The sequence below is a fragment of the Listeria fleischmannii subsp. fleischmannii LU2006-1 genome (assembly GCF_000344175.1).
In the GTDB taxonomy this organism is placed as follows: domain Bacteria; phylum Bacillota; class Bacilli; order Lactobacillales; family Listeriaceae; genus Listeria; species Listeria fleischmannii.
Map to the genome: position 1 here is coordinate 39970 of NZ_ALWW01000016.1, position 12889 is coordinate 52858.

The 12889-nt window shown below is 40.5% G+C and carries 6 protein-coding genes and 2 pseudogenes; all 8 read right to left on the reverse strand.

Translation table 11 applies throughout. From position 1 onward, the window contains the following. Positions 1 to 18: 18 nt before the first annotated feature. Positions 19 to 996: a 5-dehydro-2-deoxygluconokinase gene (iolC, locus tag LFLEISCH_RS06505; protein ID WP_007474525.1), complete on the reverse strand. Its 978-nt coding sequence runs from the start codon at positions 994 to 996 to the stop codon at positions 19 to 21. Positions 997 to 1009: 13 nt separating this feature from the next. After that, entirely contained in the window at positions 1010 to 1831 is an 822-nt protein-coding gene (gene iolB / locus LFLEISCH_RS06510; protein WP_007474527.1) for a 5-deoxy-glucuronate isomerase, read from the reverse strand. Between the two features lie 14 nt (positions 1832 to 1845). Beyond that, positions 1846 to 3305, reverse strand: a pseudogene (locus LFLEISCH_RS06515) (CoA-acylating methylmalonate-semialdehyde dehydrogenase). A 245-nt stretch (positions 3306 to 3550) separates the two neighbouring features. Beyond that, a complete protein-coding gene (locus tag LFLEISCH_RS06520) occupies positions 3551 to 7882 on the reverse strand; it encodes a PolC-type DNA polymerase III (protein ID WP_007474534.1) in 4332 nt (1443 codons plus the stop codon). Between the two features lie 84 nt (positions 7883 to 7966). Then, positions 7967 to 9673, reverse strand: a complete 1707-nt coding sequence (locus LFLEISCH_RS06525; RefSeq protein WP_007474535.1) for a proline--tRNA ligase — start codon at positions 9671 to 9673, stop codon at positions 7967 to 7969. Positions 9674 to 9719: 46 nt separating this feature from the next. Then, positions 9720 to 10982, reverse strand: a complete 1263-nt coding sequence (gene rseP / locus LFLEISCH_RS06530; protein WP_007474537.1) for an RIP metalloprotease RseP — start codon at positions 10980 to 10982, stop codon at positions 9720 to 9722. A gap of 13 nt (positions 10983 to 10995) precedes the next feature. Beyond that, the gene (gene dxr / locus LFLEISCH_RS06535; RefSeq protein ID WP_007474539.1) at positions 10996 to 12138 is read right to left on the reverse strand and encodes a 1-deoxy-D-xylulose-5-phosphate reductoisomerase; all 1143 of its coding nucleotides are present in this window, start codon (positions 12136 to 12138) and stop codon (positions 10996 to 10998) included. Between the two features lie 14 nt (positions 12139 to 12152). Beyond that, a pseudogene (locus LFLEISCH_RS06540) lies at positions 12153 to 12889 on the reverse strand (phosphatidate cytidylyltransferase); the annotation flags it as partial.

Genomic DNA, 12889 nt, shown 5'->3' on the forward strand with positions numbered 1-12889 from the left:
AGGCGCACCTCCAGTTTACTATTTTTGCGCTTCAATCAGCGCCTCGATTTCTTGTGAAGTTGGCATCGCATCCGAGGAACTATGCTTACTAATCACAATTGATGCCGACGCACTACCGTATTTCAGTGCCGTTTCAACCCCTTTATTTGTGAATAAAGCATAGAGAAAAGCAGATGCATATGAGTCGCCAGCTCCAAACGTTTTCAAGACATTCGTTTTATAGACCCCAGCTCGGTAAACCTCCCCATCCTTCGTGTATGCCTGAGAGCCACTTGCACCATGTTTAATCACAATTAGTTTGGCATGATGCAAAAATAAATGTTTGATTGTCGCTTCGTTGCTGCCGCCTGACACCCCTTCCATCATGTCATATTCATCGCGCGTACCAATGACAATATCGGCCAGTTCAGCAATTAGCGAATAATAAATCGCCGTTTCTTCTTCTGAAACCCAGGTGTACGGGCGGTAATCAAGTTCAAATGCAACAAGACAATCATTTTTGCGTGCCAGTTGAATGGCTTTTAAAATTGCCTCACGGGATGGACTTTTGGCAAGCGCCGTTCCAGATACGAGTAAAAGGCGTGCTTCCTTGATGTAAGCCTCATCAACCTCATTTGGTTGTAAATACAAATCCGCCACATGATCACGGTACATTAAGATACTACATTCCTCAGGACTTTTGATTTCTGTAAAGGCAAGCCCGACTTTATGTCCTTCTGTATCAACAACCATTCCATCTGTGTTTACACCAACTTGATTCATATAGCTACTGATAAAACGTCCATGTTGATCATCTGGAATTTTCCCAATAAATCCAGCATGTAGGCCCAATTTAGATGCGCCAATCGCGATGTTTGCAGGACTTCCACCAACATATTTCGAAAAAGTCATCGTTTCTTCCATTGGGCGATTGTACTCCACAGCATTTAAGTCAATGCATGCCCGACCAATCGCGATTATATCAAATTTCCGTTCTTTATGTGTATTTAAATCCATGTTCCGTCCTCCTCTATTTGCGGTCCAATATGAAAGCGTGTGCCGGGTCATTATAGAACTTCCAAATTCGTTCTGGACCTGCCATCACGTTTAAATAATAAGATGTATAGCCATCTGGTACGCCAACTGGATGATAGCCAGCAGGTACAAGTACCATATCGCGGTTTTCCACCGTCATCGTTTCGTCAATCGAGCGGTCATCTGTATACACGCGCTGGAATACGAAACCCTGTGGTGGATTCATTTCATGGTAATAACTTTCTTCCAAAAAAGATTCTTCCGGCAAATTGTTTTGATCATGCTTATGCGGTGGATAGCTTGAAAAGTTCCCACCTTCTGTGAATACTTCTACTACTAAAACGCTCTCCGCCACATCAGAATCATCTGGCAGGATATTATGCACAAGACGTTTATTTTGGTATTTCCCACGCTCTTCAATTGTATTTTCAAATGCGGGAATAAAACGAGCTGGTAAAGCTTTTTTTGCTGGTGAATAGCAAAACGCAACGCGCGCCATTTCCGATTGGCCGGCAATTTCAAACCACTGACCACTTCCCACGTAGACACTATCGGTCGGAATTTTTTCAAAAACAGAATTTCGTGAACCAATTTTGTTAAAAATCTTATTTTCAGTACGTACAGTGATTTTTCCAGTTAAAGCAACGATACAAACTTCCATATCTGCCAATGTTTCCCTATACGTTGCCCCTTTTTCGACATCAAGCATTCTAAAAGCAACATAGTGAAGCGGCGAGTTGTCTTCCGTCACAAGATGCACACACGTTACCCCATCTTTTAAACGCTCATGTTGAGGTTTTCTTAAAAACTTTGCCATTTTAAAAGTCCCTCCTAGTAATCTTTTTGCGAATAACGTGCTGTTACTACTTTTTTATGTGTAAAGAAGTCTATGCTATCTTTTCCATTGGCATGAAGCGTTCCGTAAAAGGACGATTTCCACCCAGAAAACGGGAAAAATGCCATCGGTGCCGGCACTCCTAAATTAATACCTAGCATACCTGCATCAATATTTTCGCGGAAATAACGCACCGCTTTCGCACTATCTGTAAATAAACATGCCCCATTTGCAAATTCTGATTGATTCGCCACATGGACGGCTTCTTGTAAATTTTTCACGCGAATGATAGATAAAACTGGTGCAAAAATTTCATCTTTCCAAATGGTCATGTCCGTTGTTACTTCTTCAAAAATAGTTGGGCCAACAAAATAGCCGTTTGCAGGTATATTTTCACGTCCATCCATCACCAATTTCGCGCCTTCTTGAATCCCTTTTTCAATATACGAAAGGGTTCTTTGTTTATTCTCCTCGCGAATGACCGGCCCTAAAAAGACACCATCATCGAGCCATTGCCGATTTTTATTTCGGATGCTCTTTGTTTTAAAGCAGCGACAAATTCGTCATAGATGCCATCTTCAACGGTCGCTACCGCACACGCCATACAACGTTCGCCTGCTGAACCAAAAGCGGCTGCAATAACGTTTGTCACGGTATCATTAAGATCCGCATCATTTAGTACAATTGTATGGTTTTTCGCCCCTGTAAGAGCTTGGACGCGTTTTAAATGAGCGCTTCCTGTTTTGTAGACATATTCCCCAACGGGCTTCGAGCCTACAAACGAAACAGCTTTAATAAGTTCATTTTCTAAAATGCCATTTACGACATCATGGGCGCCGTATACGATGTTTAACACGCCATCCGGTAGTCCTGCTTCGGCAAATAAATTCGCTAATTTTTCCATTAAAAGTGGTGTCCGCTCTGATGGCTTTAAGATAAAGCTGTTGCCAAGTGAAATGGCTACAGGAAACATCCAGCACGGTACCATCATCGGGAAATTAAATGGTGCGATTCCGCCACAGACGCCGATTGGATAGCGATAATTCACAGCTTCCACATCTGTTGCGATACTTGCAAGTGAGTCTCCCATCATAAGCGACGGCGTTCCCGCTGCAAATTCAACATTTTCAATGCCACGTCCGACTTCTCCAAGCGCTTCAGCTAAATTTTTCCCATTTTCAATCGTAATTAATTGAGCAAGTTCTTGTTTATTTTTTTGTAACAATTGTTGAAAATTAAATAAGATTCTCGCACGTCTTGGAACCGCCACCTTGCTCCATTTTAGAAAAGCGGCTTGCGCAATGTGTGCGGCCTGGTCTAATTCCTCGCGCGTTGAAATCGGAACTTGGCAAATGATTTCGCCTGTCGCAGGATTGATAACGTTTTCAAAAATTTCCGTACTGCTTTCTATCCATTTTCCACCGATAAAGTTTTTCATCTTTCTTACTTCTGTCATATAAGACGCCTCCACTCATTTCACTTACTCCACAAATGATCAAATTTTGATTACATCTCCATCATAGTAGTTTGATTTTAGGCGTTCAAGAGGCCTTATGATTTTATTTGTCAGCGCAGATGACAATAGTTTGGACTAGGAACACAAAAAAGGCGTTAAGCTTCTAAAAGAAACTTAACGCCTTTTATCTTGTGGGTCCTAACAAAATTTGGAGTTCAAAAAGTCATTTTAAAAACCGCTTTAAGTTAGAACAAGGACAATTGGTTTTGATCTGGTAAACCATCTAAGCAGCCTTGGTCGTCCATATATTGAATAATGGTTTTAGAAACTTTTCCGCGTTGTTGTAAATCTTCTTTTGATAAAAATTCACCATCACGGCGGGCTTCAACAATTTGTTTGGCTACGTTCGTTCCAAGACTTGGAATCGCGTTAAACGGCGGAATAAGCGTATCGCCTTCAATAATAAATTCGTCAGCCGTTGATTTATATAAATCAACTTTTTGGAATTTAAAACCGCGAGCAAGCATTTCGTTTGCGATTTCAAGTACCGTCAGCAAGTTTTTTTCCTTTGTACTCGCTTCAAGTCCCTTATCATTAATTTCCTTCATGACAGCACGCACCGCCTCGCGACCATTCACCATCGCCGTTAAATCAAAATCATCGGCGCGAACTGAAAAGTATGTCGCATAAAAGAAAAGTGGATGATGTACTTTAAAATACGCAATTCGAACCGCCATAAGAACATAGGCTGCTGCATGGGCTTTCGGGAACATATATTTAATTTTTTTACAAGAATCGATATACCAGGCGGGTACTTTATTTTCAACCATCGCTTCTTCCATCTCTTCAGTTAAGCCCTTCCCTTTACGCACGGATTCCATGATTTTAAACGCAAGCGAGCTATCTAGTCCTTGATAAATCAGGAATACCATAATATCATCCCGACAACCGATAACATCTGGCAGTTCGCAAATATTATTTTTAATCAGCTCTTCCGCGTTACCTAGCCACACATCCGTCCCGTGAGAAAGACCAGAAATTTGCACAAGCTCAGAAAAAGTTGTTGGCTTCGTCTGTTCAAGCATTTGGCGCACAAAACGAGTTCCAAATTCGGGAATTCCAAGTGTGCCCGTTTTGGATTCAATATCTTTTGGCGAAACACCAAGCGATTCAGTTCCACCAAATAGTTTCATCACTTCTGGGTCATCAGTTGGAATTGTTTTAGGGTCAATACCGCTTAAATCCTGTAACATACGGATAGCGGTCGGATCATCGTGCCCTAGTATATCTAGTTTTAATACATTATCATGAATGGAATGGAAATCAAAATGGGTCGTTTTCCATTCCGAATCGGTTGCGTCAGCTGGGAACTGAACCGGTGTAAAATCGTAAACATCCATATAATCAGGAATAACAATAATACCGCCGGGATGTTGGCCAGTTGTTCGTTTAACCCCCGTACACCCTGCGACGAGTCGGTCCACTTCTGCTCCGCGAATATTCATATTCATATCTCGTTCATAACCGCGAACAAATCCGAAAGCGGTTTTTTCAGCAACCGTACCGATTGTTCCTGCACGGTACACATAATCTTCCCCGAAAATTTCCTTTGTATACGCATGCGCAACAGGTTGATAATCCCCAGAGAAGTTTAAATCAATATCGGGCACCTTATCCCCTTTAAACCCAAGGAATGTCTCAAACGGAATATCCTGTCCTTCCTTCTTATAGGCTGTCCCGCAGTGAGGGCACTCTTTATCCGGAAGGTCAAAACCTGAGCCAATCGAACCGTCGTCGAAAAACTCGGAATGCTTACAGTTTGGGCACAAATAATGTGGCGGGAGTGGGTTTACTTCGGTGATTTCCGTCATAGTGGCCACAAAAGAAGAACCTACAGACCCACGAGAACCAACTAAATATCCGTCATTAAGCGATTTTTTAACTAACTTATGGGAAATTAAATAAATAACCGCAAAACCGTGACCAATAATACTTTTTAATTCCTTTTCAAGTCGTGCCTCGACAATTTCAGGAAGCGTCTCACCATATAATTTATGAGCCATATCATAACTCATATTCCGAACTTCATCCTCAGCCCCTTCAATTTTAGGCGTATACAGTTCATCTTTAATAGGCTTTAAATCTTCCATCCAATCCGTAACAAGATTTGAATTTGTGACCACAATTTCATGCGCCTTTTCCTTACCTAAAAAGTTAAATTCTTGAAGCATTTCATCGGTCGTGCGGAAGTGGACATCTGGTAATTCATTACGATTTAACGGGTTCGCCCCACCCATCGAATGGATTAAAATCTTACGGTAAATTTTATCATTGGGATCTTTATAATGGACATTTCCAGTTGCCACGACAGGTTTTCCGGTTTTTTCGCCCACTTTGACGATATTTTTCAAAATTTCTTCTAACGCCTTGTCGTCGCGAATCATTTCGCGTTCAATAAGCGGTGCATAAACTGGTTTCGGTTGGACTTCAATAAAATCATAGAAGCCAGCTACTTTTTCCGCCTCAGCCATTCCTTTTTGCATCATGGCTTCAAATAACTCACCTTGACTACATGCTGTCCCTACAATAAGACCTTCACGCAATTTTTGAAGTTCAGAGCGCGGAATACGCGGCACACGGAAGAAATAGTTTAAATTAGATAGCGTAACCAGTTTAAATAAATTCTTTAGACCAACAGGTGTTTTGGCATAAATGGTCGCGTGGAATGGTCGCGCACGTTTATAAGCGTCGCCTTCTCCCATATAGTTGTTTAGCTCATCGTGAAAATGAATTTCGTGTTGTTCTTTTGCATCTTTAATTAGCTTCCAAGCGAGATATGCCGTAGCCTCAGCATCAAAAATCGCGCGGTGATGCTGTTCTAGTACTATATTGAATTTTTTAGTGAGCGTATTTAAACGGTGATTTTTAAAATGTGGATATAAAAATCGGGCTAATTCCAGTGTATCAATTACCGCGTTCGGTGCATCGGTTAAACCAATTTTACGATAAGCGGTGTTGATGAATCCCATATCGAAGGAAGCGTTATGGGCTACTAAAATGTCATCACCGCACCAATCGCGGAAATTTTGAAGGACGACTTCAATCGGGTCCGAACCTTTTACCATATCATCTGTAATACCTGTTAAATTAATCGTTGTTGCAGAAAGCGGATGGCCTGGATCAATAAACGCTTCAAATTTATCAATCACTTCTCCGTTATGCATTTTAATACCAGCTAGCTCAATAATGGTATCATAAACCGCTGATAGACCCGTTGTCTCAACGTCAAACACCACATAAGTTGCCTCTTTCAAATCCGTATGAACCGGGTTATACGCAATCGGAACCCCGTCATCAATTAAGTTGGCTTCAATGCCGTAAATCATCTTAATTCCGTTCTTTTTTCCTGCCGCATAAGCTTCTGGAAAAGACTGTGCCCCTGCATGGTCCGTTAATGCAATGGCTTTATGACCCCAATCTGCTGCCTGTTTCGCTAAGTCACTAATGGAATTTGTAGCATCCATTTGACTCATATTAGTATGCAGATGAAGTTCCACTCGTTTTTCTTCCGCTTTGTCATGACGCATTTTAGGTGCAATTTCATTTATATCTTGTGCCATCATAATTAAATCACGGACAAACGTATCATTTTGCACACTACCCCGTACTTTCACCCACATACCTTTTTTTAGGTTTTGAAACATAGCCGCATCATCATTATCGCGCGAAAACATTTTAATAATCATCGAACTTGTATAATCTGTGATTTTAAACTGCAGCAAGCTTCTACCGCTTCGTAGTTCGCGAATCTCTGTCGCAAAAATATATCCTTGAACCGTAATACGACGTTCTTCATCATAAATATCGCCTAAACGCTTCACTTCTTCATCATCTTTAATTTTATAACCAATTTGGAAAGGCCCCGTAAGCGCAGCCGCCTGAACATCATTTGAAGCTGACTCCTGACGTTTTTGCATCACCAAAACAGCCTCTTGCGCCTTCATCGCATCTTCTTCCTCTTTCGCTTTCGCAAATGCCTTATAAGCTTCCGTCTCTTCTTGGGCTAAAATATTCATCCGAAAAGCAAGACGCGGGAACCCCGCATCACGATAAGCGTCAAGAATCTGATTCCCGTAGCTTTGAGCAATTTTCGTCTGCTCCATTTCATTATGCACGGCTATTTCTAAAAAATGAGGCTCCTTTAACGTAGGTTTTTGCTCCATTAACACTTGCCCAATCATCGGTGACGTTTTAAAAATCGGTTCTACAATCATATTCCAATAATCTTGAATTAATGTCTCATCTAAACGCGCATCTGTTGCCGTTATTTTAAGTTCTGTTTGTGCAATTTCGCTAAAGGCACGTTTCATTCCCGTATCTAGCATTTGATAAAATGCTTGTGGGAAAATTTGTGATGTTTTCAAATGAAATTGCCAAGTTTTCGATGCTTTATCCGCAATTAATTTCTCAATTTGCGTACCGTTCGTATAGTCCGCATAAGCTGTAACGTCACTTAGACCCACTTGTTCTAAAAGAAGTTGAAATCGTTCTTTTTTATCTTGTTCTGTGGCACTCAAATTCTGACACTCCCTCCAGAAAACTTGAAAAGTACCTTGCAGAATGAAAGGTACTTTTCCGTCTTCTCTATTGTACTAAAAAAATTAGTTTTCGCCAAAAAGAATTGGTAATGTATTTAAAAGTTCATCCAGACGCACTTCAATCATTTCGCCCGTCTTCCGAATTTTCACTTCAACAATTTCTTCCGCCGCTTTTTTACCTACCGTTACACGAATCGGTAGTCCAATTAAATCAGCATCTGCAAATTTGACACCCGCGCGCTCCGTTCTATCATCTAAAAGAACACTATAACCCGCTTCTTGAAGTTTCGCATAAAGCACATCGCCAAATTCACGCTGCTCATCATTTTTCATATTAACAGGAATCAGATGAATATCAAACGGCGCAATCCCTTTTTCTAGGACTAAACCGTTATCATCATGATGCTGTTCTGCTATCGCAGATAAAAGTCGCGATACGCCAATTCCGTAGCAACCCATGATTAAAGGATTGGCGCGACCAAATTCATCTAAAAATGTAGCCTCCATCGCTTCGCTGTATTTTGTCCCCAGTTTAAAAATATGACCAACTTCAATGCCTTCAGCAAATTTAATGATGCCTTGACCGTCAGGAGATAAATCCCCAACTTGAATCATACGAAGGTCAAAATAACTGCTGACCGTAAAATCACGTTCTGGATTCACATTAATATAGTGGTAGCCATTTTCGTTCGCACCAACGCTCGCATTGACCACATCCGCTACCGCATAATCGGCATAAATACGAATTGAGTCAGGGACACCAACAGGGCCAAGAGAACCAAATTCTGCGCCGAGCAGTTTGATGGCAACATCTGGGTCACTAAGCTCAACATTTTTCGCATCAAGAGCATTTTTAATTTTTATATCATTGACTTCATGATCACCGCGCACGAGTACCATAATGATTTCATCATCAACATTAAATAACATAGATTTTAACGTTTTTTCAATTGGAATTTCCAAAAACTCGACAATGTCTTGAATGGTCCGCTTATCAGGCGTTGCTACTTTTTCAAGCTCTGCTTCTTTTTCAAGTGTCTTTTTCTCCATATATAAAACCGGAGCCATTTCCGTATTAGCCGCATAATCCGAGGCATCACTATAGGCAATCGTATCTTCACCAATATCAGAGAGAACCATAAATTCCTTGGTGTCCTTCCCGCCAATAGAACCAGAATCTGCAATAACCGCACGGAAATCTAGGCCACAACGCGTAAAAATGCGTGTGTAGGCTTCGTACATTTTTTCATATGTTTCATCTAAACTTTCTTGTGTAGCATGAAAAGAATAAGCGTCTTTCATAATAAATTCACGACCACGAAGCAAGCCAAAACGAGGGCGTTTTTCATCTCTAAATTTCGTTTGAATTTGATAAAGTGTAATGGGTAAGCGTTTATATGAACTTAGCTCATCACGAACAAGCGAAGTGACCACTTCTTCGTGTGTTGGACCAAGCGCAAAATCACGCGCATTACGATCTTTCAAGCGCATTAATTCTGGACCGTAGTCTTGATAGCGACCACTTTCTTTCCACAATTCTGCTGGTTGAAGAGCTGGCATTAAAAGTTCTGATGCCCCAATACGATTTAATTCTTCACGAATAATTTGTTCAATTTTTTGAAGCGTTAAGTGAGCAAGTGGTAAGTAACTATAAATGCCACTCGCTACTTGACGTATAAAACCTGCTCGAAGTAATAATTTGTGACTCATTACTTCTGCATCAGCAGGCGTTTCCTTTAAAGTTGGAATAAATGTCATTGTCTGACGCATGAAAAACACTCCCTATTTTTAAAATCATTCCCCTAAATCTATTTCCCTAGAAAAAAGCTCGTTGAATATCGTTCCATGTTACAAGAATCATAAGAACCATGAGTAGCGCAAATCCAATAAAGTGAATCATACCTTCTTTTTTAGGATCTACAGGTTTCCTACGAATAAGCTCATAAGCAAAAAATAGCAATCTTCCGCCATCTAGTGCAGGAAGCGGTAATAAATTGACAATCCCTAGGTTAATACTTAAGACGGCTGTCCAGTTTAATAAAGTAAGGAATCCGTAACTAACAACTTGTTCCGTACTCGTATAAATACCAACCGGACCGTTTAACATATCAAGTGAAAATCCACCTGTAATCATATTCCCTAATACTGTGAAAATTTGAGAAATCCAAAACCAAGTTTGAGTAAATCCATAACTAATTTTCGCGCCAAATGAATCGTTCGTCGGCGAGGCAACACCAATTTTCCCGACTTCTTTCCCTTGTTCTTTTACGGTTTCCGGTGTAACATGAATATCTTCAGTTTGATTATCACGACTTATTTTAAAGTCTAAGTCTTTACCCGGATTTTCTGAGACGATGGTGACGATATCTGTCCACGAATCGGTTTTTTTACCGTCTATCGACTGAACTTCATCCCCTTGTTTTAAACCGGCAGAAGCAGCGGGACTATCCGGCACCACTTTTCCGAGTTCGCTCTCATTGGTTACAACGCCGCCCTGAACAAAAGCTAATACGGTAAAAATTAAAATCGCTAAGATAAAATTGAAAAGCGGCCCTGCAAAAATAGTTGCTGCGCGCTTTCCAAGTGACTTTGAACCAAATGAACGATCATATGGCACAATTTGCGTTTCGATTTTACCATCAATAATAACCGCATCTCGCGCTACATTATAACGCACTTTTTTCGTCTCATCAAAGTCTTCAAATCCTTCGATAAATAAATCTTTTTCAAGATCAGCATGCGAGACTTCAAGCGGCTGGGCATTTACATATTGATCTTTTCCATTGACGATAATTTTTGTGACATTTTCATCAGGAGAAAGCTCTAGACCTACTCGAAAACCAGGCTTTAAGTCAATCTCTTCTCCGTCCTCGCCGGCCATACGAACATAGCCACCGATAGGTAACAAGCGAATCGTATACTGGGTTTCTTTCTTTTTATACGCAAAAATCTTTGGGCCAAAACCGATTGAAAAATCTTTCACCATAATACCTGAACGCTTGGCAAGTAAAAAATGCCCTAATTCATGGAAAAAAACAATCAAGCCAAAGACGAATATAAATGCAATAATAGTTGTCAAATTGATTTCACCTCTATAAAAGTGTTTTCACGTAAGCACGTGTTTCTTGATCGACTTCCAAGATAGTATCAAGAGACGGGTTTGGAATGACTTGATGATTATGCATTGCATTTTCCACCACTGCCTCGATTCCTTGAAAGGCTACTTGCCCGTTTAAAAAGCCGGCTACTGCAATTTCATTAGCGGCATTTAAAACCGTCGGCATTGTTCCACCTATTTTACCAGCTTGAAAGGCTAATTTCAATGCCATGAATCGATCGAAATCTACTTTTTCAAAATGAAGGGCGCCGTATTTCGTAATGTCAAATGGTTCGCTAAACGAAATGGAGGCCCGTTTTGGATAGGTTAGCGCATATTGAATCGGAATACGCATATCAGGTGTACCAAGTTGAGCAATGAGACTCCCATCTACAAACTCCACCATGGAATGCACCACACTCTCACGGTGAATCACCACTTCAATCGCATCATAATCGGTTCCATATAACCAGTGCGCTTCAATGACTTCAAGTCCTTTATTAAACATTGTAGCTGAATCAATCGTTAGTTTATTTCCCATACTCCAATTAGGATGATTTAAAGCTTCCTTTACGGTTACATTTTTTAGCTCATCCCTTGACTTGTCTCGAAAACTTCCGCCGCTAGCAGTTAAAATAATTTTAGCAACTTCCCGCTTATTTTCCCCATTAAGTGCTTGGAAAATCGCGGAATGTTCACTATCTACAGGGAGAAGATTAACATTATGTTTAGCCGCCTCTGCCATCACTAAATGCCCTGCTGTCACAAGCGTTTCTTTATTGGCAATCGCAATTTCTTTCTTCGCTTGAATGGCATCTAGCGTCGGGAGAAGTCCGACACTGCCAATAACAGCGTTTACGACTACCTCTCCTTCTTTAAAAGTAGCAATTTCGCGCAGTCCTGAAATTCCGTAAACAAATTCTACATTCGGAAACTCCGCTCTTAGTGTTTCTACATCTCGTTTATTTTGAACAGACACTTTTTTAGGACGGAATTCAGTAATAATTTTCCGACCTAATCCGATATTTCTTCCAAAAGATAAAGCGACAACATCAAATTTATCCGGGTGTTCGCGTACAATTTCAAGTGTTTGTGTCCCGATGGATCCAGTCGCGCCTAGTAAAATAATTTTTTTCATAGTCACATCTCCATTTAAATGATTTGAAGTATATGTAGAAGTGGCAAAACAAATAGCAGGCTATCAAAACGATCCAAAATGCCACCATGTCCCGGCAAAATTTTACCAGAATCTTTCACACCATAATACCGTTTTAAAGCCGATTCAACTAAATCGCCTAGTTGTCCAAAAATAGACAGTACAATAAGCGCCACTAAAATTAGGCCGATAGCTAAAGGTAAGTCTGCGAAATAATAAAAACCGCCCGCTACAACAAGCGCACAAACAATTCCACCTACAAAACCCGCCACCGTCTTATTCGGGCTAACATGGGGCGCTAATTTTCGCTTCCCAATTTGACGTCCAATAAAATAGGCCCCTGTATCCGTTGACCATACGATTAATAATGCAAAAATAACATAATAAAGTCCCGCATCTCGTGTCATAGATAAGTAATGAAAACCAAATCCCACATAAATGGAAGCAAGTAAAGCTACACCTGCTTGATCAAAATGAAATTTATTTCTTGAAAATACAGTATAAGCTAATAAAATGGCGATTCCTATAAAAATAAGTTCCATTTTGGATAGTCCAATTTCATGAAAAATAGTTAAATAGCGATCTGGCATCGTCACAAGCCAAGTAAGTAGAATGGTCACTATCCCACTAAATCGAAAAAACAGGTTGTTTCACCATCAACTAAAATCTCATATACAGCAATTGTCGCAAGAATATAAGCTCCATTAATTCAAATGGAATTCCCCCTATGACT

What these genes read in the sequence shown, in the direction of transcription:
- iolC (WP_007474525.1), bottom strand. Translation starts at nt 996, where the DNA reads ATGGATTTAAATACACATAAAGAACGGAAATTTGATATAATCGCGATT.
- iolB (WP_007474527.1), bottom strand. Translation starts at nt 1,831, where the DNA reads ATGGCAAAGTTTTTAAGAAAACCTCAACATGAGCGTTTAAAAGATGGG.
- LFLEISCH_RS06525 (WP_007474535.1), bottom strand. Translation starts at nt 9,673, where the DNA reads ATGCGTCAGACAATGACATTTATTCCAACTTTAAAGGAAACGCCTGCT.
- dxr (WP_007474539.1), bottom strand. Translation starts at nt 12,138, where the DNA reads ATGAAAAAAATTATTTTACTAGGCGCGACTGGATCCATCGGGACACAA.